This window comes from Methanosarcina vacuolata Z-761, from assembly GCF_000969905.1.
Lineage (GTDB): Archaea > Halobacteriota > Methanosarcinia > Methanosarcinales > Methanosarcinaceae > Methanosarcina > Methanosarcina vacuolata.
In genome coordinates this window covers 799,687-822,151 of the sequence record NZ_CP009520.1, presented here as the reverse complement: position 1 = coordinate 822,151, position 22,465 = coordinate 799,687, and the positions used below count along the sequence as shown (strand labels likewise).

At 41.3% G+C, this 22,465-nt stretch carries 22 protein-coding genes; 10 read left to right on the top strand and 12 right to left on the bottom strand.

Going from position 1 to position 22,465, the window contains the following annotated elements; genetic code table 11:
- Window positions 1-51 precede the first annotated feature (51 nt).
- The 3 genes from MSVAZ_RS03570 to MSVAZ_RS03560 all read right to left on the bottom strand — a co-directional run bounded on the left by MSVAZ_RS03570 (window position 52) and on the right by MSVAZ_RS03560 (window position 2,509).
- A complete protein-coding gene (locus tag MSVAZ_RS03570) occupies window positions 52-330 on the bottom strand; it encodes a hypothetical protein (RefSeq protein ID WP_048118152.1) in 279 nt (92 codons plus the stop codon).
- A 482-nt stretch (window positions 331-812) separates the two neighbouring features.
- The gene (uppS, locus tag MSVAZ_RS03565) at window positions 813-1,691 is read right to left on the bottom strand and encodes a polyprenyl diphosphate synthase (protein ID WP_198146785.1); all 879 of its coding nucleotides are present in this window, start codon (window positions 1,689-1,691) and stop codon (window positions 813-815) included.
- Window positions 1,692-2,239: 548 nt separating this feature from the next.
- Window positions 2,240-2,509 (bottom strand): DUF2551 domain-containing protein, encoded by a 270-nt coding sequence (locus MSVAZ_RS03560; RefSeq protein WP_048109002.1) that lies wholly within the window; start codon window positions 2,507-2,509, stop codon window positions 2,240-2,242.
- A 580-nt stretch (window positions 2,510-3,089) separates the two neighbouring features.
- Here MSVAZ_RS03560 and MSVAZ_RS03555 point away from each other — a divergent pair.
- From MSVAZ_RS03555 to MSVAZ_RS03525, 7 genes are all read left to right on the top strand, one after another.
- Window positions 3,090-3,776 (top strand): 4'-phosphopantetheinyl transferase family protein, encoded by a 687-nt coding sequence (locus MSVAZ_RS03555; RefSeq protein WP_048118146.1) that lies wholly within the window; start codon window positions 3,090-3,092, stop codon window positions 3,774-3,776.
- 348 nt (window positions 3,777-4,124) lie between these two features.
- Window positions 4,125-4,370, top strand: coding sequence for an acyl carrier protein (locus tag MSVAZ_RS03550; RefSeq protein ID WP_048118143.1), 246 nt, complete (start codon window positions 4,125-4,127; stop codon window positions 4,368-4,370).
- Window positions 4,371-4,376: 6 nt separating this feature from the next.
- Entirely contained in the window at window positions 4,377-5,855 is a 1,479-nt protein-coding gene (locus MSVAZ_RS03545) for a class I adenylate-forming enzyme family protein (RefSeq protein WP_048118140.1), read from the top strand.
- Window positions 5,836-6,873: an adenine nucleotide alpha hydrolase family protein gene (locus MSVAZ_RS03540; RefSeq protein WP_048118137.1), complete on the top strand. Its 1,038-nt coding sequence runs from the start codon at window positions 5,836-5,838 to the stop codon at window positions 6,871-6,873. The genes MSVAZ_RS03545 and MSVAZ_RS03540 overlap by 20 nt, the downstream gene beginning before the upstream one ends.
- A gap of 192 nt (window positions 6,874-7,065) precedes the next feature.
- The gene (gene nadE, locus MSVAZ_RS03535; protein ID WP_048118134.1) at window positions 7,066-8,058 is read left to right on the top strand and encodes an NAD(+) synthase; all 993 of its coding nucleotides are present in this window, start codon (window positions 7,066-7,068) and stop codon (window positions 8,056-8,058) included.
- A gap of 246 nt (window positions 8,059-8,304) precedes the next feature.
- A complete protein-coding gene (locus tag MSVAZ_RS03530; RefSeq protein ID WP_048118131.1) occupies window positions 8,305-9,438 on the top strand; it encodes a DUF362 domain-containing protein in 1,134 nt (377 codons plus the stop codon).
- Between the two features lie 492 nt (window positions 9,439-9,930).
- Window positions 9,931-10,452 carry an acyltransferase gene (locus tag MSVAZ_RS03525; RefSeq protein ID WP_232316204.1) on the top strand — a complete coding sequence of 174 codons (522 nt, stop codon included), beginning with the start codon at window positions 9,931-9,933 and terminating at the stop codon, window positions 10,450-10,452.
- Window positions 10,453-10,471: 19 nt separating this feature from the next.
- On the opposite strand, the gene MSVAZ_RS03520 is transcribed toward MSVAZ_RS03525, so the two are convergent.
- Both MSVAZ_RS03520 and MSVAZ_RS03515 read right to left on the bottom strand, forming a co-directional pair.
- Window positions 10,472-11,056, bottom strand: a complete 585-nt coding sequence (locus MSVAZ_RS03520) for a metal-dependent hydrolase (protein WP_048118124.1) — start codon at window positions 11,054-11,056, stop codon at window positions 10,472-10,474.
- Between the two features lie 207 nt (window positions 11,057-11,263).
- Window positions 11,264-12,325, bottom strand: a complete 1,062-nt coding sequence (locus MSVAZ_RS03515) for a radical SAM protein (RefSeq protein WP_048118121.1) — start codon at window positions 12,323-12,325, stop codon at window positions 11,264-11,266.
- Window positions 12,326-12,458: 133 nt separating this feature from the next.
- Here MSVAZ_RS03515 and MSVAZ_RS19145 point away from each other — a divergent pair, with 133 nt between their 5' ends.
- Complete coding sequence (locus tag MSVAZ_RS19145; RefSeq protein ID WP_082091017.1) at window positions 12,459-12,644, top strand: DUF362 domain-containing protein; 186 nt, start codon at window positions 12,459-12,461, stop codon at window positions 12,642-12,644.
- Between the two features lie 50 nt (window positions 12,645-12,694).
- On the top strand, window positions 12,695-13,438 hold the full coding sequence (locus MSVAZ_RS03510; protein ID WP_231592411.1) for a cyclase family protein: 744 nt from the start codon (window positions 12,695-12,697) through the stop codon (window positions 13,436-13,438).
- A 238-nt stretch (window positions 13,439-13,676) separates the two neighbouring features.
- Here the strand turns inward: MSVAZ_RS03510 and MSVAZ_RS03505 are convergent, their stop codons facing one another.
- Window positions 13,677-14,276 carry a hypothetical protein gene (locus MSVAZ_RS03505; protein WP_048118119.1) on the bottom strand — a complete coding sequence of 200 codons (600 nt, stop codon included), beginning with the start codon at window positions 14,274-14,276 and terminating at the stop codon, window positions 13,677-13,679.
- Between the two features lie 297 nt (window positions 14,277-14,573).
- On the opposite strand from MSVAZ_RS03505, the gene MSVAZ_RS03500 reads away from it, so the two are divergent.
- A complete protein-coding gene (locus MSVAZ_RS03500) occupies window positions 14,574-14,999 on the top strand; it encodes a hypothetical protein (protein WP_232316203.1) in 426 nt (141 codons plus the stop codon).
- A gap of 450 nt (window positions 15,000-15,449) precedes the next feature.
- On the opposite strand, the gene MSVAZ_RS03495 is transcribed toward MSVAZ_RS03500, so the two are convergent.
- The 6 genes from MSVAZ_RS03495 to MSVAZ_RS03460 all read right to left on the bottom strand — a co-directional run bounded on the left by MSVAZ_RS03495 (window position 15,450) and on the right by MSVAZ_RS03460 (window position 22,465).
- Window positions 15,450-16,013 (bottom strand): XTP/dITP diphosphatase, encoded by a 564-nt coding sequence (locus MSVAZ_RS03495; RefSeq protein WP_048118117.1) that lies wholly within the window; start codon window positions 16,011-16,013, stop codon window positions 15,450-15,452.
- On the bottom strand, window positions 16,006-17,643 hold the full coding sequence (locus MSVAZ_RS03490; protein WP_048118115.1) for a bifunctional N(6)-L-threonylcarbamoyladenine synthase/serine/threonine protein kinase: 1,638 nt from the start codon (window positions 17,641-17,643) through the stop codon (window positions 16,006-16,008). The genes MSVAZ_RS03495 and MSVAZ_RS03490 overlap by 8 nt, the downstream gene beginning before the upstream one ends.
- Before the next feature lie 296 nt (window positions 17,644-17,939).
- Window positions 17,940-20,981, bottom strand: coding sequence for a tetratricopeptide repeat protein (locus MSVAZ_RS03480; RefSeq protein ID WP_048118110.1), 3,042 nt, complete (start codon window positions 20,979-20,981; stop codon window positions 17,940-17,942).
- Between the two features lie 445 nt (window positions 20,982-21,426).
- Complete coding sequence (locus tag MSVAZ_RS03470) at window positions 21,427-21,576, bottom strand: 30S ribosomal protein S27ae (RefSeq protein ID WP_048109017.1); 150 nt, start codon at window positions 21,574-21,576, stop codon at window positions 21,427-21,429.
- A 15-nt stretch (window positions 21,577-21,591) separates the two neighbouring features.
- A complete protein-coding gene (locus MSVAZ_RS03465) occupies window positions 21,592-21,897 on the bottom strand; it encodes a 30S ribosomal protein S24e (RefSeq protein ID WP_048118103.1) in 306 nt (101 codons plus the stop codon).
- On the bottom strand, window positions 21,878-22,465 hold the full coding sequence (locus tag MSVAZ_RS03460; protein ID WP_048118100.1) for a GTP-dependent dephospho-CoA kinase family protein: 588 nt from the start codon (window positions 22,463-22,465) through the stop codon (window positions 21,878-21,880). Before MSVAZ_RS03460 ends, MSVAZ_RS03465 begins: the two co-directional genes overlap by 20 nt.

The window sequence follows — 22,465 nt, the reverse complement described above, 5'->3', positions numbered from 1 at the left end:
ACGGTTAGGTTTTTTGTTTTCTTTTCCCAGTAAAATCCCTCCAACTTTTCTTCAGGCTTTTATTTCTTGCCAGACAAGCATTCTTTCTTTAAGGACTTTGGATATCCCTACGTTTTCCCTGAAAAAGATTCTGAGAGCCATTATTGCCTGCAAACCTGAAAGAGATGCCTTAGCAGTTTCTTTATCAGTTATTTTCTCAGTTTCCAATAGTTTTAAACGATACTGACGATGAACTTGCCCCGAATTTACAGATATGGCATGTTTCGATTTCCCTACTTTTTCAAAATAAGTCCTGCCGGAACGCAGATTAAACTCGTTAATAATATCCATTCTAACTCCCCTGGTCTAAACCTATCTCCATAAATTTCATGCTGAACGAACATGATATTCTTTGAATAACATGCACAACCAATGAAAGTGCTTGCAGATGGCAGCATTTTCATGCTAATGAATGGCAAACTCTGGAGTGGATTAATCTGTCCCTAATACAATGATAATTTTATTCAAGTTTCTTGTAAGTCTTTAAACTGAAAAATTAGGTACAGCCAAATTTCCCCACTTTAAATACTCGTCTCCTGAATATCAATATATCGGTATTCGAAGAGAAGTTATTTACTAGTAAATTAATAAGTCAGACCAGCTATTTTAGAAGCAATATAGGCAGGAAACTTCCGAAACATGGAGATTCGTTTCATATTAAAGTTCCTGCACTTTATAGTTTAGAAAAAAAGTTAATTAACTGACATGGCACTATTTTATGCTATTTTTTTAGATAGCTGCAACTACGGAACATTTCATGAGATTGCTTGCTTTTAAATGGACTGAGGTTGCCCAAACTCTTCGCTTTTTTCCTCACGAGTTCCCATTTTCAGGAAATTTACAACCTTTGAGACTCTATATGATTGCTCCTGCTTTTTTTCGGCTTCTCTAGCTTGATATACCCTAACCGAGCGAAGAAGGTCGATTTTTCTGAATTCTGGCCAGAAAGGAGCACAGAAGTAAGCTGCACATTCACTTCCGTTAGCCTGCCAGGGAAGGAAATTTGAAACCCTTTCATCGCCTCCGGTGCGGATGACAAGATCCACATTAGGAACCGAGACCCCTGGGGCCGGATACAGATGTTTTGAAATTAGGCTTTCATTCACTTCCTCAAGAGAGAGTTTCCCATTGGAAATACAGACTGCAATATCGCGGACTGCCTGAATGATATCCTGCCTGCCTCCATAGGCAATGGCAACGTTCAGGTAAAACTTTCCGTAGTTTTTGGTGGCTTCTTCTATATTTTCAATTGATTCATTCAGAAAAGCAGGTAATTTTGACCTGTCTCCTATGACGCGAACCTGTGTCTCTTTTTCGTGTGTCCTTGGGTCAGAGTAAAGTTTCAGTAAATTTTCGTTAATAACATTGAAGATCTTGTCGACTTCTTCTTCGGAGCGCTTAAAATTTTCTGTAGAAAAAGCGTAGAGAGTAAGCTGCTTTACCCCGATCTCATAACACCACTCAATTACTCTTTCTGTAGCTTCTCCCCCCATTACATGTCCGAAACTTGAATCCTTTCCCATTTGCCCTGCATACCTACGGTTTCCATCCATAATCACAGCTATATGATGCGGAATTTCTGAATTCAGAACCTTTCTCTGGAGCCTTCGCTCATACTCATTATAAAATACACTGAAGATGCGGTTTTTCAAAAGACGGAGCCCTGCACGAAAGATTCCCCTTCTCTCAGGTATAACATTTAATTTTTTTATGCGTTTTCCTCCTGAAAATATCCAGATCTGAAGACTATCCGCGTAGATTTCTCGCTTAATAAAGCTTAACGCATTCTCTTGTCCAAGATATTAATATCTCTTTTGCTTAATAATTCTATTTGTCGAGTCCATCCCCAAACCAATTTTGTCCTCAAATTAGTAAAACTTAAAAACTATTTTTGTGATTAGAAAATCGATTGATTACTCGGGACATGGCATTCAGAAAAGTGATTTTGAGTGTTGGAATCGGCTGTTTACACTGAGAATCTATGTCAGACGTAAAAATTGAATGCACTACAGCTCGTTTTGTTGAATTAAATTTTAGAAGCCTCCAGCTCTCCCATCTTCCCAGTTTTTGCGTGAAGTAAATCATAGTATCTCGAAGCAAGATTCAAAACCTGCAGTCACTCCATTATTTTCGCTACTTTAGCAGAATCAGTAAGCAGTTTCAAAATTGTTACCTAAAAACAGATAGCGAGAAGAGTGGCTCAATAGTTTTCAAGCACAGAGCCAACAATGTTTTTATAACTTTCTTTCAGGGAATAGACGTTGTGATCTCCGGTGACATTTATGCTCAAGATCCCGAGCCTTGTATTCATAAGCCCGACCATAGCCGAGACTCCACGGTAGCTTACCTCAAAATTTCCTTTATCCAGGTAATCGTAAACTTCACCGGTGGTGAACTTGTCTCCGGTCAGGAAGAGATTGAGCACAACCTTGCGTATCCCGTTTTCATCCCTGCCGAGATACTTGATCAATCTCGCTCTTACCCTTTCTTCCGCAGTTTGCAGTTTCGGACACCTCAGTTAATGATTGAATTATATTGATTTAGCATTATATTGTTCACTATTCTTTTAGTTATAAAAAGTATACGACCTCTGAGTAGAGGCGCTAAGAAACGAATACCCTATATCCTTATCGTTTATATATTTTAGGATTGCTTTTTTGAATTATTTATATAAAGTACAAATTTAATATTAACACATAAGTTTTAGCACACTGTCAGCGGCAGTAAATAATCCACGTTTTTTTCAGATTAAAATTCTCCGATCTCGATGCTTAAGGAAGTTTGAGAACTGTAAAGTATGTTAAAGAATTAGGAATAATTTATACGAAACTTAGCTATAAATCTAAGCATAAACGACAAAGATACATCACATAGAAGTGGAAATTACAAAGCTGGGCCCGGCACCTGCAACTCTAGAAGCACTTTCCGGATAAGATTGAGGTAGGGCAGGAGTTTTTCTCGATCCAGCCTTTGAATCCTTCTTCAGTAAATATCAATACATGAAGAGCGTGGAAACTATATACTAAACCTAGCATATGTAAGTGGACTACATGTACAACGATTATTTAAAGTTGCCTTTCCCTGTTTCTCTTGAACATATCCCTTACCTGTGGCAACAAAGTGATGTTCTTGTTTTTCTTGTTGACCTGGATAATTATGATACATTCAACACAAGTTACCTCAGCAGGATAGAACTGGAATATCTCGAGAGGTTGAAGACAAACCACTTTAAGAAAAGATATATTGTCTCCAGAACGGTTTTAAAACATATCATATGCAAGGTTGCTAATGAGCGATCCGCCTCCGAAATATCCACATACAAAAACGAAAATGGGAAGGTCTGTGTCCTTAACCACAATGAACTATGCATTTGTATATCTTATACCGAGAGCCTTGCAGCCCTTGCAATCTCAAAGGTTGCTGTTGGTATTGATATTGAACTTGTGAGAAAGCTGTTTCTTAAAAGTATTATTAAAAACCTGTATAAGAAAACTTCACTCATGGACGAAACTGTAGATGAAACCGATTTTTTAAAAATATGGACTTTAAAAGAAGCCTATTCCAAGTTTTCAAACAAAAAGATGCATCTTATTTTTAATAGAGAACTGGACCTCAACAGTGTTAATCATTTAACTTGGATTATAGACAACAAATATTTATTCTCTATTGTAACCTGTTCGGAATCGCACATCATCGATATAAATCGTCTTCAAAAAATCGAATGTAACTGGGACTGAAGATTTTCTATGAAATTTAAAGTTTAAAAAAGTAGTTTAAAATTCTGCACATTTTTCTATATTTTTCGGGTTTATCTGTGCGCATATGAATAGCCGATTGTATGGAGAATATACTAAATATATATTTTTAGTGTGTGAATAAAGGATATCATCCAATGAATCCGAATGCAAGCAATTGACTTTACTTGAATTTTGTCTCCACCAGCGTTTTTATCAGCCAGGAAGTGACTCAAATTATTTATATAGTTGTATTACGTAATTATCTCTTGGGACTCACGTCATTATGGGCAGAAATGCGTTATTTATGATCACTGGTCCGCTAAACAAAAACGCTGGGGGTATTAATAAATGGAACAAATAAAGAATGATATAGTCGGTTACTTAAAGGCTAATTCTTTTATGGACAGTAACAGCAGTTTGAAAGATAATGATTCTCTCACTCAAACCGGTATTATAGATTCCATTGGCTTGCTTGAGCTTATGGACTATATCTGTGAAAAATATTCTATAGAGATTCCTGAAGATATGCTGACACCGGAAAACTTTGATTCACTGCAGGGAATCACTAATATGATAACTAAACTGGCGAAGTGAAAAGTCATGCGAATTGATGCGTATATCACTGAGTACGCTAGAAAAACTCCTCAAAGCATTGCCCTGGAAGAGGGAAAAAGTTCAATTTCCTATGACTGCCTTGACAATGATATAAACTCTATTGCTTCGCCTTTAATGGATTTTAACCACTGCCGATTTGCAATACTGGCAGAATCAGGCATACTGTATGTGAAAATACTCATGGCGGTATATCGCTCTGTCAATATCGCAATTCCTCTACCAACAGAATTTCCCAAATTCAGTCTTGAGAAAATCCTTGATGCTGCCCATGTCAACAATATCATCGCAACCGATACACAGTACTCAAGATTTGGAGAGGATTTTTTTGAGCGTTTTGGAACTGTAATAGTTATTTCCGGCAATACTTCTGGAGAGATTTTGCGCAAGAAGATTGAAGTCGAAAAAAATAATCCGGAACTACAACTGGTTCTTTACACTTCAGGCACGACAGGCACCCCAAAAGGGGTAATGTTAAGCGACCGAAATCTGGCATCAAATGCAGAATCAATAATAAAGGTACTCAGGATAACTTCCAGAGATAAAGGAGCACTGGTGATATCCCCACATCACGCTTTTGGGAATTCCATAATTAACTCCCATCTGGTATCTGGCAGTTCAATCAGGATTGGAAATATGAATTTTATAGACTCTGTTTTCAACCTTATAGGGTCAGGTGTATCAATATTCTATGGGGTACCCAGTACCTACCGTATACTCCTTCGATATCCGGATAGATTCAAAAGGGTCTTTGCAGGCGTTAGAACCGCCGCATCGGCAGGTGGAGGGATGGATAAGGATATTGTAAAAGATATAAGGGGATTAACTCCAGATCTGGAGATTCTGCCTATGTATGGGCAAACTGAAGCTACGGCAAGGCTTGCTTACCTGCCAGCAGAAGATGTAGATGAGTTCGTTGGCACTATAGGAAAAGCAATTCCAGGGGTTACACTGGATGTCTTTGATTCCGAGTACAGACCAGCAAAACCTAATATTACGGGTGAACTGGTTGCTACAGGAGATAACATTATGCTGGGTTATTTGGATGATGAAATCGCCACTGAAATGAGAATTATAAACGGGTGGCTGCATACCGGCGACCTCGCACAGAAATTACCCAACGGATATATCAAACTACTGGGACGCAAGGATGATCTTATAAAAATCGGTGATCATCGCATTAACCCAAGAGAAATTGAGAGAAATATAGAGGAAAATAACGAAGGATCCAGAGTTTTTGTCGTGCCTGTGCACCATGAGCTTATGGGGACCGCAATTAGCCTCATGGTCATACCCGGAGCAGGGACAGAAATTGAAAAGCTGTTTGCGTTCTGCCGAAATAGCCTGCCAGGCTACCTGTGCCCAAGAGAAATACTATTCATTGATCACCTTCCCTTGAGCGAGAATGGGAAGATATCCAATCGATCCATTATAGAGGAATACAAACATGTCAAAGCTAGTATGTAAAAAGTGTGTTCTGGATTCCGAGATTCCAGGTATACAAATTAATGAGGAAACAGGCCTCTGCCACTTCTGTGAGACATATACTCCTCTTAGTTCACAGGAAAAAAAAGAATACCTGGCCAGAATAGAAGAACTTTTTAAGCAGTACGGGGGAAAGGGGAACTACGATATAATTTATGCACTTTCAGGTGGGAAAGATTCGTCTTACACGCTCTACAAGCTCAAAAAAGACTATCCTTTCCTTAAAGTACTGGCTGTGCAGTTCGATAACGGGTTCACTTCGGAAAACGCAATAATAAATGCAAAAAAAATGTGCAAGATCACAGGATGCGATTATTTCCAGTTGACAATGGAAAAGGAAATTCTTTATGATACATTCCGAAAAGCTGCAGAGTCATACGATGCATTTCCAAAGTTTGCCAAATATCGAGCCAGTGATATATGCAATGTTTGCATCACTATTATTAAACAGAAATTGATAGAGCAGGCTATTATTCAAAAAGCACCCTTCGTTGTATTTGCCTTTACAGCTGGACAGTCTCCTAATCCCATAATCAACCTATCAGTCAATTTTATCCAGTGGTCTAGAAGCTTATTTGAAAAACAGCTTCAGAAAATAGGTATTGATGATAAGGATGAAATATTCCTCCTGAAAAAAGAAGTTCTTGAGAACACAGGTGAAAACGTTCCGAGTATTCTGCATCCTCTGTGCCTGTGGGATTACAGTGAAGACAAAGTGCTTGAAACCCTTCTGGAAGTCGGGTGGGAACTTCCGGGAATCAGTGACAGCAATTCAACTAACTGTACGTTGAACTCCTTTGCCTGCTACAATCACATGGAGAAGTATGGGTTTCATCCATATGCCTTTGACGTAGCAGGGCTTGTTCGAAGCGGGGAAATGTCAAGGGAAGAAGGGCTTGAAAAAATTAACCAGGAACTGTCACAGCCATTGATAGAAGAGGCTGCAAGAAAGCTTGAACTGAAAGTAAAAAAATCACAAAAAATACTTGTTAAAATCTGATTATAAGATAAAGATTAAACCATACCAGTTAATTTGAACAGTCTAACTTGAACAGTCTAACTTGAACAGTCTAACCTAAACAGTCGAACTTGAACAGTCTAACCTAAACAGTCGAACTTGAACAGTCTAACCTAAACAGTCGAACTTGAACAGTCTAATTTTAAAAATCTGATTATTTGAGGGGGTAATGTTATGCAGATTACAGAAGAAATGAGCATGAATATAATGGAAGAACTCAATGGGAATATTGAAAATATAGCTTTAAAGCTCAGAGGTTTTATTAGAGATCAGGTAACGGGTTTTAAGAAAAAAGGAGTCGTTATAGGGGTTTCGGGAGGTATTGACTCCGCAGTGATACTTACCCTATGTGTACAGGAACTCGGAAAAGAAAACGTGTATGGACTTCTCCTTCCTGAAGAAGAATCTGCCCCTTCCAGCAAGACTCTGGGAGCAGAGATCTGTGAAAGCCTGGGTGTGTCGTATGAAGAAGTGCCGATCTCTCCTATTCTAAGATCGCTTAATATCTATGATAAGAAAGAACAGATTATAAAGAAAGCCTGCCCGGAGTATGATGCCAGAATACATAAAACGTCGTTGATGCTGCCTGATTTTCTCAACACTGGACTGCTAAATGTTCCTTATATCCGCCTTGTGAAAAATGGTGAAACTGTTGGGAAGTACCGGCTAAAAGCGACTGATTATCTTGAATTAATAGGATTGCAGGGTGTTAAACAGAGATCCAGAATGCTCGTTCAATATATGTATGCCGAAACGATGAATTACGCAGTTTGCGGTACGACCAACAAGACCGAAATGGTCCTTGGCCAGTTTGTGAAATATGGGGATGGAGGCGTAGATCTTGAGCCTCTGGCGGACTGCTATAAAGTCCAGGTTTATGCTCTGGGGAAGCTGCTCAATGTTAATGAAGAGATCATAAAGCGTCCTCCAAGTGCTGATACCTGGAGCCATTACACAACTGACGAGGAATTCTACTGGCGCATGCCGATTCAGATCATGGATCAACTACTGTATGCCCAGGAGCACCATTTACCCCTGCAGGCAATTGAAAAGAACACCGGGTTGTCCAGAGAGACAATAGAAAAAGCCCAGAGGCATATCAGTAGAATAAAAGATAACACAGAATATATACGAGCCGCGCCGCCTGTTTGCTACATTAACAGGTAAATTGCAAAAAAAGCCTGTAGAAAAAGTTATACCGGCTAAAATATGGCTAAAATCAGGACTTCAGGGATTTGCCTAAAATCGAGACAGGGCTTTGTATGCAGCAAGTATCTGCCTGTAAACTACTGGAAACCTTTCTGGCAGGTTGCTTTCACATAACATTGTCAACTACCAACAGCTAAAGCAGTGGACTTCCTGCTTCGACTTTCGTGAGAAATTATACTTTATCACTAATTTAAAAGTGTGAATATGAATACAAGGGTCTCAATTGTTGAATGCCAGGAATACTCGAATGCGAAAGAAGCGGTAAAGGAAGCATTAAACCTGATAGGTGGGCTTGAGAAAGTTATAGCTCCTGGAAGCCGCGTCCTCCTCAAACCCAATGTGCTTTCTATCCGGCCGCCGGAGGATGCCGTTACCACCCATCCAGCGATAGTGTCCGCTATGTGCGAACTTGTCTCAGAAGCCGGAGGCATTCCAGTTATAGGAGATGGATCCGGCATTGTAAAACCCGGATTTACTACGACTTCGCAGGCTCTTAAAGCGTCCGGCATTGAGGGTGTTGCTTCCGACCATGGAGTTGAGCTTATCAATTTTGAGACCTCAGGTTTTGTTGAGGTTGATGTTCCAGGTGCAAGGCAGTTTTCTCATCTGTACATCTCAAAAGCTGTACTCGAAGCAGATGTAGTAATCTCGCTTCCAAAGCTCAAGACCCATGAACTCACATTGTATACAGGAGCAGTCAAAAATTTCTTCGGTGCCGTACCTCAAAAAACCAGAAAACAGGCTCATTTCCTGGAAGACCGCCACCGTTTTGGGGAAGCAGTTGTTGATATATATTCTGTTGTCAAGCCCCAGCTTGCAGTTATGGACGGGGTGGTCGGAATGGAAGGAAATGGTCCCTCCAATGGTACACCTGTCTTTTCAGGCGTGATTATGGCAAGTTATGACTGCGTAGCCCTGGATATTGTAGCCTCCGAACTTATAGGAATCGATCCCTTGAAAGTCCCTACAAATAAAGCTGCATTAGAAAGAGGATTCGGGACCGAGCATCCTGAAATTGTAGGGACGCCTCTGGAAAAAGTAAAGGTCAGGTTCAAAAGCCCTGAAGGTGGAATTACGGCTTATATACCAGCTTTCCTTAAGAAAATCCTTCGAAAGCAGTTAGCTGTAAGGCCAATTATTAACACTTCAAACTGTGCACTTTGCAAAGCCTGCGTTTCAAACTGTTCAGTGCATGCAATTGAGGAAATAAACAGGGCACTCAAAATTAACGAGGAAAAATGCATTCACTGTTATTGCTGCCGCGAACTTTGCCCTAACGATGCGGTAGAATTAAAAAAATCACTGCTTATGAAGCTTGTGAGCAGAAGCAAAAGTTAATGAAAAATTTCCAGTAAATAGAAGAGTCGTCTGGGAGTCTGTTAATTAAGCAGGCTGGAAATTAGTGTATTTAACAGATTGCCAACGTCAAAATTAATTATTGACTATATGAATTTATTTATAGATTTATATATTCATTTATTTATTTATTTATTCGTATATTTATTCGTTTATTTATTAATATTATCAATATTGTTAAGAGCCTATCCGAAAAGTCAGAAATGCATGTTGAAAAATCATGATAGATCTACAATATCAAAGTATCCGTTCCGGTTTTACATAATTGCCTATTGTTAAAGTTACAGCAGAAAATCACTTTTAGGATAGACTCTAAAACACCAATGAAAAAATCGCATAAAAAATCTGATAAAAATATTACAAATAATTTGAGAAAGAAACGGTATAAAACAATTTGATAAAGAAATAACATCGATCGGAAAATAGCATAAAATAATTTTAGAGGGAAATGGGGGTATTCGCACGACTACTTTAGTGTCTAATCGAGATCAAGTAACCTTTTGCGAAATCGCGGACCATTATCACAGTAATAAACTTCTTTTTGGCATTAAATATTTTAAAAACTGGATTCTGGAACGGCTTGCTTCAAGCGCTCCCATTCCTTCATGGAGAGCTAAATTACACAGGATGCGGGGTGTAAATCTCGGGGAGAATGTATATGTCGGTTATGACGTGATTTTTGATAGGATACACCCTGAATTAATCACGGTAGGAGATTACTCTGAAATCGGCGATAGGTGCATATTATCTGCACATACTAGAGGAAGTTTGACTACAAGACAGGCATACCCGAGAACTATGGCTCCCATAAAAATCGGAAGTGGAGTCTCTGTGAATCCAGGATGTATAATCACGCAGGGTGTTGAAATAGGGGATAACTCAATAATAGGTATCGGATCTGTAGTTAGCCGCGATATATCTCCAAATAGTCTTGCCCTGGGCTATCCTGCAAGAGTTGTTAAAAAACTTGAAGACGTAGGTGAACTTAAAACCTGATTTTAATACATTCACTGTTTTATTTTTCGTCTTTGTAGTTTAGCTCAAAACCGTACTTACTCAGGGCAAAGAGTGCCATCATTATTATAGAACAAACAAAAAAGACCGATACAAAAGATGCCATAAGGTAATCAAAAATTCCGGTCCCCCGAAAACCTATGTCCATCATTGAAAATACACTGATCTTTTTCTCGTATAATGGATAAAGGTACTCACAGCCGCCTTCGCTGATGTCATCGAGCAACAGGTGAGAAACAAATGCAGCCTCTGCAAGAAGTCCCAGATACATCGCCCTGCCAGTCTCCCTGTATTTAGCGTATCCTGAAACGATCCCGAACAGGACTGCGAGAAGACTGAATAAAAGTGAATGTGTTGGAATCGGGCCAGCCCAGCAATGCTCCATATTACCGTTTACAAGCAAGCTGTGAATAACCACGATATCCGGGAATAAGGAACAGATACTGCCTACGGACAGCAGAAATATTAAATTCGTTGAACCCTTAAGAGAGAGTTCCCCTCGAAAAAACGATCTGCCAGCAGCAAAGACTGCTACTGCACTTATACAGAATACGAAGAATAGTACATGTACAACCGGATAAGGCATAAGAAAACACTTAGGATTTATTAAAAGTAATGATTTTTAAATTTACATAGAGTTGGCTCCATAACTATTTAAAATTTTTTAAAATTGGTGTGCCGGTGATATTTGTCCTTAAAATAGATTTATTACAGGAGCTAATTAACTTTAAAGACACTCCATTAATTCAGGAAAGAATTTTTCCTTGTCCACTTATTTGCCCGGAGACTAATCTTAAAGAGGAATCAGCTCAACAAGCATCCCGTCTTCAAATGGGTATCTTTCAATAATAATAAGCCTTGACCCGGAAGGTTCCAGTTCTTCTTTAATGTCTTCTTTTAACTCTTCAAGTACCCACCATGCGATCTCGATTTTTCCATCTTTTATTTCATACAATTCGGATGGAATTTCCATATTCTGCAGAGTTTTTTCTGCAAGTTCCTGGTCTCCCCCTTCAATTACACCGTATACCAGAGTACCGTCGTCGGTGATTTCGTCAAACTCCCTAGCAGTGTTCTTTGCGATCCGTTGAAATCTTTTGCGGAGCTGGACTGCATCCTTATAAATTGAGGAACAAAAATGGGTCTTTTTACATTTCGCAAAGGCAATTTTGGCAAATTTACATGAACCGGCAGCCGCACTGGACGTGTCGGATTCAAGGCAAAAGCCATTTTTCAGGAGGGCTTCAGAGTTATTATCCGAAAATTCGAGTTCATTCAGGTTAAGGAAAACTCCCATTTCTTTGGCAAAAGCTGCAACTTTTTCTGCTCCTTCTAGAGAAGGAATTTCTATTCCGGCTTTGATTCCGAGCTCCTTTGCGTTTTGCAGAACACCTACATATTGACTGTTTTTAAGATTTTCCCAACATTCCTGCGGTGGATGGAAACGGATTTCATCAAGTCCTGCATCTGCAAGCTTTTCAAGGATCTGCCTGCCAGGAGCCAGGGATGTATAGAGATGGATGTGGTGTTCTATTCCGAAAGAAGCTTTGAGCATTCGGACGTAATGCAGGACTCTTTCGAGCTTCAGCAAGGGCTCTCCACCTGTAATTCCTGTCCCAAGAGCATTCATAAGCTCAGCTTCTCTCAGTAAATCTTCATCGCTATTTATTGGCCTTTCATTCGCAAAAACAAGGTCTTTTCCTTGCCTTTCATCGGAAAGCGGACAGTAAAAACAGCTTCTGGGGCAAAGACCTGTTACGAAAAGGACCATTTTGGCACCTTCCTGGCAGAGTCTGCACCCTTCAGAGAGATAACTGTAAAAAGAGCCGGTTTCATCTTCAGTGAACTGTTCCATACCTGAACTTGCATATTCTTTTTTTATATATAAGGCTTGTTTTTGGTTTCAGATTGAAAGTATGGAGACACCTTTATAAAGAAGGAGCTTTTCTCAGAAACTGATATAATCATAAGGTTCTAAAGGTACACTGATGTCAGAACAAAATGGATATGTTGTGGTTTTTGGCTGTAAAAGATGTGGAAAATGCAAAGATGTCTGCCCTGTGGACGCAATTTATGAGGAAAACGAGATTTCAAAGATCGATCAAGATAAGTGCACACGTTGTATGAAATGCATAGACGTATGTACGAACAAAGCCATCATCTATATGGAATAAGGCGTTAACATAGAAAAGATTACTATTGATATAGAGAAATTTCTGTTAGTGTGGAAGAGATTCCAATTGAGGTGAATAGGATTTCAATTAACGGAAAAATTATAGATATTACAACCCCGATTTCTCCTTTTACACAGGTTTTTCCGGGAGACCCAATACCTGTAATTGAGAAGGTCTGCACTCTTGAAGAAGAAGGCTGTGCTGTCTCAAAGTTAAGTTTTGGAAGTCATACCGGCACCCATGTTGATGCTCCTTCTCATATCCTGAAAAATGGCCCGACTATTGACAAACTGGAACTCAAACACCTAATGGGCACAGCCCTGATTCTCGATTTTTCATCACAATCAGGCGAACTGACTGCTGACATTCTTGAAAAGGCCTTCCGGAACATGGGAGCTCCTGAAAATATCCCTATCCTACTTCTGAAAACAGAAGCTTTTTCCCGAAAACCGAACAGTGCAGGTAAGATTAGTCCCCCTGGTAAAGAGTCAGACTCTCAAAACATGGAATTCGGGAAGGAAGAATCTGGTTCTGCGTATCTCGATGAAGGCGGAGCAGCCTGGATCGTCGAAAAAGGCTTCAAGACGGTTGGAATTGATAGTTTTTCTGTGGATAATTTTTATTCCGAAACTCTACCTGCGCATCATATCCTTCTTTCAGGTGATGTGAACATAGTAGAATGTCTTGAACTCAGCTCCATAAAAGCCGGAACCTATTTTTTCATCTGCCTACCCCTTAAAATTGAAGGGTGTGACGGCGCACCGGCAAGAGCTTTGTTGGTTACTTACTCTTGATTTTTCACTTTTGAGATCTTACTTTTGATTTTTCACCTTTGATTCTTCACTTTTGAGATCTGACTTTTGAGATCTGACTTTTGAGATCTGACTTTTGAGATCTGACTTTTGAGATCTGACTTTTGATTCCCCGCCTTTGATTCTTCACTTTTAAGTTTTCATTTTTGATTTTCACTTTTGAGGTTTCACTTTTGAGGTTTCACTTTTGATCTTTTATTTCTGAACTACATAGCATCCTTCAAAAATGAGACATGGTATACCGTGTCCCGTTCTGCATGACCAGCTCAAACACAAATTCTCCTGAAACAGGATACTCGATTACAACTCCCGTTTTTTCAAGAGATAACGGCGTCAGAGAATTTTCCTGGCTTCCTGAAGGCATCCATATTCCTTCTGAATCCTGCTCGCCTTTTATAAAGTGTACCGGCTTTCCTTCAATAAATAATCTCTTTTTAACTCCGTTTTTATACTGGTAGATAATGATGTTGTTTTCAGTAACCCATTCCGAATCGTTCAGTTGCCCATTGCATTCGGGATCAGGGTCCACTCCGAAGCTAATATACCTGACTGCAGCAGGAAAGGAAAATTTGAGGGTACACATCGTCCCTTCAGGACTATGACTCTCAACAGAATCTCGAGCATATCCTTCCTGAATTGAACGGATAGACAGAGAAGCGGCCTCAACCTGGGATTTAGTTTGCGCCTCTTCCAGAACAGGGCTCGCGGTATGCCAGGCCTGAATGGCAAGAATCATCACTACTGCAAGCAGCCCAAGATATACAATGAGTTTTAGTGGGATAGTATCTGCAGCCGTAGTGTCTGAGGCAAGATTTTTCATATAAGAAGTAACATGCTGTACACAATAAAAAATTTTACTTAGATTTTAAAACAGATAATCCCTGGTTAACAAATCACTTTTGACTAATGGACAAAATTTGATTAATACGTCGTCTTTGATTAACAGACAACTTTGAGAACAATAAAATAAAGAGAAAACTTGAAGGACAAAGAATAGATTAAAACATAAACAATAAAGAAGAAAAGAATAAATCATCAAAGGATAAAAATAAAGAAAATCAAGAGATAATGAAAAATACATGGAGGGTTTGGGATAGAAGAAGAGTCTAACGAAAACTTGCTCTGTATATGTTTTTCAGAAGAACAGCTTGCCGAGATAAAGAAATATGCAGGCATTAGTGGCATGGAAGTTGAAGAATTTATAAAAAGTGTTTGCCTGGCTCACTGTATCCAGCAAATGGAATGTCTTTATGGGGAAAAAACAGAAGCCCCTGAAGCCATAGAAGGCGCTGCAAAAACGGACATCGGACTAAAAATAGAACCAAGAAAAGTTGAGTTTAAAGGCCAAAAGAAGGGCCCAACCTCAAAAGATCTGCTCAATGGACCACTCGTTCTGGATCAGCAGTGTATTATGGATTTATTTACAATCAAACGAGAGTTCGGCAATGTTTCAAATAACAGGATTATCACTATTGCTCTGAAACTGGGCCTAAACCAGCTCAGTGTAGCCCTTAGCCTGCTTAAAGATAAACTGAAAGAATGAGTAAGCGTGGGAAAAAGGGACTCTGGTCCAAAATCTAGTGATTTTTGTATTTTTCGATTGAAATCATGAACTTGCAGGAAGAATTCGTTCTTCAATCAAACTCAATATTTGATATCGAAAGACTTCCATCGAGAGGACGTATTTAATGGATTATAACCAATTATAAAATCTAGTGATTTTCAATTTCACGTTTATCACTGGATTTTGGTACTGAGTCGAAAAAGGGAAGGATTAATACAAACAATCCTTTCCAGTCAGTTTTTCTGCAGTTGCAGATTAATTATTCATACTGTCAGAATTATGGTCAAATCTTACATTTAGACTTGCTGTCAAATCTTACTTTTAAACTTGCTGTCAAACCTTACCTTCAGGTCTTTCCAGTAAGCTTTTCTGTGGTTGCAGTTTACTAATTCTTGAGGTTAAGTTTTGTCAAATCTTAATGCCTTACTGTCAGGTTTTTTCAAGTCTACCCTTATACCATTCCAGAAAACTGTCGATAGCCCTGCGACGATGGGAAACTTTATTTTTCTCGGCATCTCCGAGTTCCCCGAAGGTTATGCCCTGGTACTCGAAAATAGGGTCGTATCCAAAACCGCCCGTACCTCTCTCTTCATACGCGATTTTCCCTTCAACTATCCCAGGGAAAACCAGAGGCTCTTTTCCGGGCTCACAGTATCCGATAACAGTCTTAAAATACGCTGTCCTGTCGGTTTCCCCTTCCATGAGCTTAAGCACTTTAGGGTTTCCGAGTCTATCCTCTACGAAACGAGAATAAGGGCCTGGAAAGCCGTTTAAGGCTTTTATGAAGATCCCGGAATCATCTACCATTACAGGCATGTTCAGTTTGTTTGCAACATACTGCGCCCCATAAGATGCAATGGGCTCAAGGTCGTCCTCCTGAAGTTCAGGGTAGCCGTTTTTGTCCTGAATTACCTCAATTTCGAAAGCCTTGAGGATGTCCCTTACCTCGGCAAATTTGCCTTTATTTCCCGTAACAAATACGATTTTATGCATAACGAGCCCTCTTTTTTATCTCATCAACACGCTTGAGTACATCCTCTGAATCTATAAAAGTTCTCTGGTACCCTTTTTTGAAAGCCTTGATAAGTGCCTCGTGGTTACGGTGTGTACTCTCAAAAGTCTGGAAAAATACATGGACATCTACCCCTCTGGCCTCAAGTCCTTTATCGTAATACGCAAGCCCGAAGTCAAGGAGATAAAGCCTCTCGCCTGCAAGCAGGAGATTTGAGGTCGTAAGGTCCCCGTGTACTATACCCCCACTGTGGAGTTTTCCTACAAGTTCTCCTACTTTTTCAGAAAGGTCAGGGGTAACCAGGTATTTTATGGGAACACCATCAATATACTGCATCTTGAGCTTGAAATCTTCCACATCATAGATAATCGGCGTAGAAACCCCGTGTCGCCGGGCTTCAGACATCAGACGGGCTTCTGTCCGGTTTCTTTCAGTCCTTATCCTTTCATCAATCTCTTTATGCCTGTAAACCTTCGGGACTCTTTCCTTAACAAGTACCTTCTTCCCTTCAGGCCCTTCTTCCAGGTAAACAATAGCTTCGGCCCCATTATCCAGCATTTCCCCATGTTTGAGAGAAGTTTCGGGGGAAATTTCAGGAACCCTTTTCATCTTTTCTTCCTGTATCCAGGTCACTTTCACGTCATCAGTCCGGTAACTGGGGTTTACGCGAGAATCTTCAAGGGAAAGAATGTTTCCGGACTTATACATTAGAAGCCCCGTATATGCGATCATTGTCCCGTTATCTCCCATGAAGCGTTTTTCGGGCACATAGAACTTCGCGCCTCTGGCTTCGCACATATCGTTTAACATTTCCCGAAGCCTTGTGTTTGCCCCTACTCCTCCTGCCAGCAAGACTTCTTTTTTTCCGGTGTGAGCAAGGGCTCGCTCTGCAACCTCAACAACCATTGCAAAAGCCGTTTCCTGGTAAGAATAACAAACATCCTCAATAGGCGCTTTTTTCAGGGCTTCGCTGGCGGCCGTGGAAAGTCCGGAAAAGGAAAGGTCCATGCCTTTTACCACATAGGGAAGATGGATAAATTTCTTTGCGTCTTTTGCGTATGCCTCGATCTTTGGTCCTCCAGGATGCGGCAGGTTAGCCCCTCGCGCAAACTTATCAAGGGCATTTCCAAGCCCTATATCCAGTGTTTCCCCAAAGACTCTATACCGCCCTCCCATATAGGAAATAACCTGAGAATTGGCACCGCTTACATAAACCACTACAGGGTCCGTTGCAGGAGTTCTCCAGATCCCAATTTCGATATGGGCGATACAGTGGTTGACCCCTATCAATGGAACGCCAAGAGATATGGAAAGCATTCTGGCTGCCGTTGCAACCGTTCTCAGGCACGGTCCAAGCCCAGGCCCCTGGGAGAAAGCTATTCCGTCAATCTCTGAAGGCTTGACTCCCTTTTCTTTTGCTTCTGCAAGAAGCCTCTTTATAACGCTGGCTGCATACTTTGCATGATGCTGGGCTGCTTCCCTGGGGTGAATCCCTCCGACTGTGGGTTTATAGGTCTCTGTGACCTCGGCAATAATCTCGGTTTCGGTAACGATTGCGGCACTCAGATTCCAGGCAGTGCCCTCGATTCCAAGGATGAACGTGTTTTTCAAGGCTTACGGTCTCCTTCCAGTCCTTTTTGCTGTCACTGCCTTCGATAATACAGGAGAGAACTTATATACGTTTGCATCTCCCGAGTCCAGTCACCCGAGTCCCGTCTCGGGAGGACGGGGCCGTTTCGCTCACTTCGTTCGCTCAAGCGGGATAATTTATGAACACAAAAGTTTCGCTTCACGAGTTCCACCTCGGGAGGGTGAAGCCCTTTTTGCTGGGCTCAAGAGGGATAATTCATAATACTTACAGGATTTCATTTCGCTCGCTCAAGAGTACTTTTATTTTTTCCAGGGCTTCAAAAATCTCCGAGTTTTCTCACGCTTTCTTCCATAGGTTCAGGAAAGAAAAGGCTTCTCTCAAGCTTTTCACCAAACTCCTCAAGTATGGATTCAGGAATATCGAGATCAGGGTATGGAGGCGTAAGAGGCTCAAGTTCGTCTTCACTCGGCCTGACTTGCCTGAAACCGGGGAGGAGCAGGATGAGAACTAAAAACAGGATAAAGACCATGTATTCTCTGCCGTAAACCGGCCATGAAATACTCCCTGTGAGAGAGAAAAGGTGATTTATATAAGCCGCGGGCCAGGAGATAATTGGAAGGGATAGCGCTGCCGGATGGGACAGCAGAAGACCGAATATAAAGAGGAAAATTAACCCGAAACTAAGCTTTTTAAGCAGGTGGTTTGTTTTTGCATCAAGCCACCACTTCCACCAGGCAGGTTTCAGAGGGCCTGTACGAAGATTTTTCAGGAGCAAGTCTGCAGGCTTTTTTACTTCGTCTGGGGGATCCAATCTCAGGCATTCATCAAGCCGAGAGGCAGCTTTTCGGAAGTAATGCGCTCGGCAGTAAAAAAGCCCCAGAAAATAAAGGGCATAAGCTTTCAGTTCATTATCTTCGGACCTTTGCCGGATAGCTGCTTTTTCAAGTTTTCCTGCAGCTGCAAGGAGCATAGACCTGAAACGTGCACTATTCTCCTCAAAAGACGCTTCTGCATACATATACCTCGCATACACGTCCCAGAGCAGCAGTTTCAGGTCTTCCGTATCCAGGGCAAGAGCTCGCCTGAAAGACTCAAGTGCCTCCTCACAGGCCTGCTCTTCAAGTTCTACCCGGCCTTTCAGGTTTCTTGAGAATGCATTTTCAGGGGCTTCTGCAATTGAATCTTCAAGCTCTTTAAATGCGCCCCTGCTGTTTCCAAGTCTGAAGTAAAGCTCTGCAAGTCCGTTTCTTGCGTGGAAATTTTTTGGATTTATATCGATTGCCTTCCTGTACGCCTTGAGTGCACCTTCGAAATCTTCCAACTTGAAACAGGCAAAGCCCAGAAGGCAGAAAGGCAAGTCCGAGTTAATCTCGTTAGTTGTCAGTTCCTCAAGTACTGAAATGGCTTTCTCAAACTCCTGCAGCTTTATGAGGGTAAAAGCTTTCATGACTGAAGCCTGGGTGTTTTGAGGGTCGAGGGTAAGAATTCTATCAAACACTTTCAGGGCTTTTTCCCACTCTCCACAATGCGCAAAAACCAGGCCTTTTCCGGAACATGCAATATTTTCAGCTTCAGAAAGTTTCCTGGCGCTTTCAAAAGCTTTTAAAGCATCCTGATACCCACCAAGGGAGTCCAGAGCAAGCCCTTTAGCATTCAAGAGAATTTCCAGCCTGAAATTTAGTTCATTAGAGCTCAAAATTCCAGATTCTTTGCGCTCCTCACTTTTTATGGATTTCTTTGCATCCAGAGATGCGTAAAGATCCTTTTCGGCACCCTCAAACGTTTTCAGAGCTTCGTCATAATTTTTTAGGCAGAAAAGAGTAATTCCTTTACAAATCAGGGAAAAAGAATTTTCAGATTCCTTTTTTGCAGCATTATCAAAGGCTTTAAGAGCTTCACTATACTCTCCCAACTCGGCAAAAGCAAAACCCCTGTACTTCCAGCTCTCATCTCCAATTTCTCCTTCAGAAAGCTCACCAGACAATTCCAGATATTTTTTAAAAGCTGTCTGGTGCTGACTTACGAGAACAGAATCAAAATTAGAATTATAATGTTTGAGTCGGGAGAGAGTGACACCCCGGTTATATCGTGCAGGTAGACTTTCATAGTCAAGTTCGAGAAGAGCTTCATAGGCTTCAAGAGCTTCACCGTATCTTCCAAGCTTATAGAGTGCATTTCCCCTTCCGTTCCAGGAAAAAAGGTTTTCGGAATCAAGTATGAGAGCCTCTTCAAAGCTTTCAAGAGCTCTTGAATAATCCCCAAGCGTATAATATGCCTCTCCAAGACCGCTCAAAATGCCACAATTTTCAGTTCCGGAAGAGAGGGCTTTTTCATAAGCCTGCAAAGCTTCATAAGGCATCCGCATTGCTAGAAAGCAGTTGCCTGTTCCTTTCCATCCTTCCGGACTTAAAGGCTCGGTCTCAAGAACGTTACTGAAAGCATCAAGAGATTCCTGGTATCTTCCAAGTGCCAGCAGGGCTTTTCCTTTACCGGCTTTTGCCTCTATGCTAGAGTTGTCCAGTTCAAGCACACCTTCAAACACGTCAAGAGCTTTCTGGGGCTTGCCAAGCTGTCCGAGAAGCCTGCCCTTTTCTAGCCTGTTTTTTGCATTTCCTGGCTCAAGGATAAGGCTTTTTTCGAAAGCTGAAAGGGCTTCCTCTTTTCTCCCCATGCCTTCGAGAATTCTTCCCTGGGTTTCCCAGGCCACGGCAGACGCGGGTTCGAGTTCCAGAGCCTTTTCACAGGTTCTCAAAGCTTCTCTCCTTCTGCCCAGGGCAAGGTATGCTTTTGCCTCACCTTCCAATGCTCCCGAATGCGAAGGTTCCATTTTCAGAGTTTTTCCATAAGCCTCAAGTGCTTCTTCATTTTTCCCAAGCACGGACAGGGTTATCCCTCTATAGTACCAGGCTTTCAGGTTTTCAGGATTTAACTCGGAAGCTCTGGTAAAAGCCTCAAGTGCTTCTTCATCTCGTGAGAGCTGTTTTAAAGCAAGCCCGCTGTAGTACAGGGCACCGATGTGCTTTTCATCTCTCCCAAGCACACCATTAAAAGCCTCAAGCGCCTGTTCTGGCAGGTTCAGATATCCGAAGGTAAGCCCTTTGAGGTATCGGGCAGGAATATTGTCAGGATCAAAATCAAGCGCCACTTCAAAAGCCTTCAGTGCTTCTTCCGGACGGTCCAGATAGCGAAGTATATTTCCCCTGTACTGCCAGGCAATGCTATCCTCAGGATTAACCTCAAGTACGGCATCAAAAGCCTCAAGCGCCTTCTCAAAATTTTTCTCTGCGCCAATCTGATTTTTCAAGTTCAAAAAAGCAAGAGCTTTACTATACCAGGCTCTGGCATAAAGAGAATTCATAAGCCCTCGGAATCTTTTAGTAAAATTTAGCTAATTTAAAATTCATTAAATTATATACGATACCTATTATAAATACGGGCGCAGAAGATAGTTACTGATTTGATACTCAATAACTCACTATTTCCTTAAAACTTAAGCCTGGACATTATAATGAAAATAGATTCAATAAAAAATCATCCATCTCTGGGCTCAGCTAAACATCTTCATTATGATTCAGCCCTCTTGAACGAACGAAGTGAGCGAAAAGGACACAGTCCTCCCGAGGCGGGACTCGTGAAGCAAAACTTTTGTATTCATAAATTACCCCGCTTGAGCGAACGAAGTGAGCGAAACGGTCCCGTCCTCCCGAGACGGGACTCGGGTGAAAGAACTAGAAAATTAAAAGAACCGCAGGAAATTCCTGCGGCTCGGATTGAAAAAAAGTAAGATCAATTATTGAAGTAGATTACTTCTTGAATTCGGTATAGCCGCACTTCCCGCAGGCGAGGCGGTTCTTGTGATCGGCAAGGAATGTACCCGGTCCGCATCTGGGACAGAACTGTTTGATTCTGGTTACGGAGTCGCCCTGGACTTTATAGTAATCTTTTACTGCCATGTATATGCACCTCGCTTAAGCCTCTTCTCCCTCAGTTTCCGTTCCTGGGGCAGTGTTTCTCTTCAGGACGTATTCCAGTTCTACTTCCTTCATGCGGTCAGCATTTTCGTAGAGTTTGGCATATCCTTTGCCTTCCTGCATTCCGTACTCGGTTTTGATTCTCTGGACTACCAACAGTTCAAGAGGGGCGTTCAGCATTGCAGCGAGTTTATTCCTGACGTCATTTCTGGAAGGAGTCGAACCTTCATATTTCACAATGAAATCCAGTTCCCTTCGGTTTAAAAGTGCATTATTCTTGTCTTTAAGAATTCTTATGTCCATCTAAAATTCTCCGTAGCTTATCCAATTCATAATTCTGATTTTTGCTGATGAGTTTCTCAAAGAGAGTTCTTATCTCCCCTTTTTTCTCCTCAGTGACCTTTACAAAGACCACGCCTTCATCGGGCTGTCCGTACAGGACTACAGAGTCCAGAGGAGCCAGAAGGATTACAGGAAGAGTTGCCAGATCCTCTTCTCCCCTTACAAAGATCCTGAGAGGCTTTTCGAAAGCAAACGCCTCACAAAGAGTTTTAATTAACTCATCAGTAATAATTCCTGCAGGGTTGTCCACAGATACTTCACTATATACCTTGTCCATATTCCGGGCTGAGACATCACTGGAAACCGGCTTTCTTTTGGTACGGTTGTCCACAATACAGATATCCGGAATAATCCCGACCTCAAGCAGGTGGAAGGTAGTAACATCCCCTACGGATATAAGTTTTGTGGGGCTTCCAAGCTCTCCTTCAAATTTCTCTATAGTATCCCTGCCCTTGCCCCTGTAAAGTATACCCAGGGGCTTCTTCATCAGTGGACGAAGCTCTCTTGGAAGCTCAATGTGAACACTCAA

Coding starts and splice junctions, on each gene's coding strand:
- MSVAZ_RS03570 (WP_048118152.1), bottom strand. CDS start 330: ATGGATATTATTAACGAGTTTAATCTGCGTTCCGGCAGGACTTATTTT.
- MSVAZ_RS03555 (WP_048118146.1), top strand. CDS start 3,090: ATGTACAACGATTATTTAAAGTTGCCTTTCCCTGTTTCTCTTGAACAT.
- MSVAZ_RS03550 (WP_048118143.1), top strand. CDS start 4,125: ATGGAACAAATAAAGAATGATATAGTCGGTTACTTAAAGGCTAATTCT.
- MSVAZ_RS03545 (WP_048118140.1), top strand. CDS start 4,377: ATGCGAATTGATGCGTATATCACTGAGTACGCTAGAAAAACTCCTCAA.
- MSVAZ_RS03540 (WP_048118137.1), top strand. CDS start 5,836: ATGTCAAAGCTAGTATGTAAAAAGTGTGTTCTGGATTCCGAGATTCCA.
- nadE (WP_048118134.1), top strand. CDS start 7,066: ATGCAGATTACAGAAGAAATGAGCATGAATATAATGGAAGAACTCAAT.
- MSVAZ_RS03530 (WP_048118131.1), top strand. CDS start 8,305: ATGAATACAAGGGTCTCAATTGTTGAATGCCAGGAATACTCGAATGCG.
- MSVAZ_RS03520 (WP_048118124.1), bottom strand. CDS start 11,056: ATGCCTTATCCGGTTGTACATGTACTATTCTTCGTATTCTGTATAAGT.
- MSVAZ_RS03515 (WP_048118121.1), bottom strand. CDS start 12,325: ATGGAACAGTTCACTGAAGATGAAACCGGCTCTTTTTACAGTTATCTC.
- MSVAZ_RS19145 (WP_082091017.1), top strand. CDS start 12,459: ATGTCAGAACAAAATGGATATGTTGTGGTTTTTGGCTGTAAAAGATGT.
- MSVAZ_RS03505 (WP_048118119.1), bottom strand. CDS start 14,276: ATGAAAAATCTTGCCTCAGACACTACGGCTGCAGATACTATCCCACTA.
- MSVAZ_RS03495 (WP_048118117.1), bottom strand. CDS start 16,013: ATGCATAAAATCGTATTTGTTACGGGAAATAAAGGCAAATTTGCCGAG.
- MSVAZ_RS03480 (WP_048118110.1), bottom strand. CDS start 20,981: ATGAATTCTCTTTATGCCAGAGCCTGGTATAGTAAAGCTCTTGCTTTT.
- MSVAZ_RS03470 (WP_048109017.1), bottom strand. CDS start 21,576: ATGGCAGTAAAAGATTACTATAAAGTCCAGGGCGACTCCGTAACCAGA.
- MSVAZ_RS03465 (WP_048118103.1), bottom strand. CDS start 21,897: ATGGACATAAGAATTCTTAAAGACAAGAATAATGCACTTTTAAACCGA.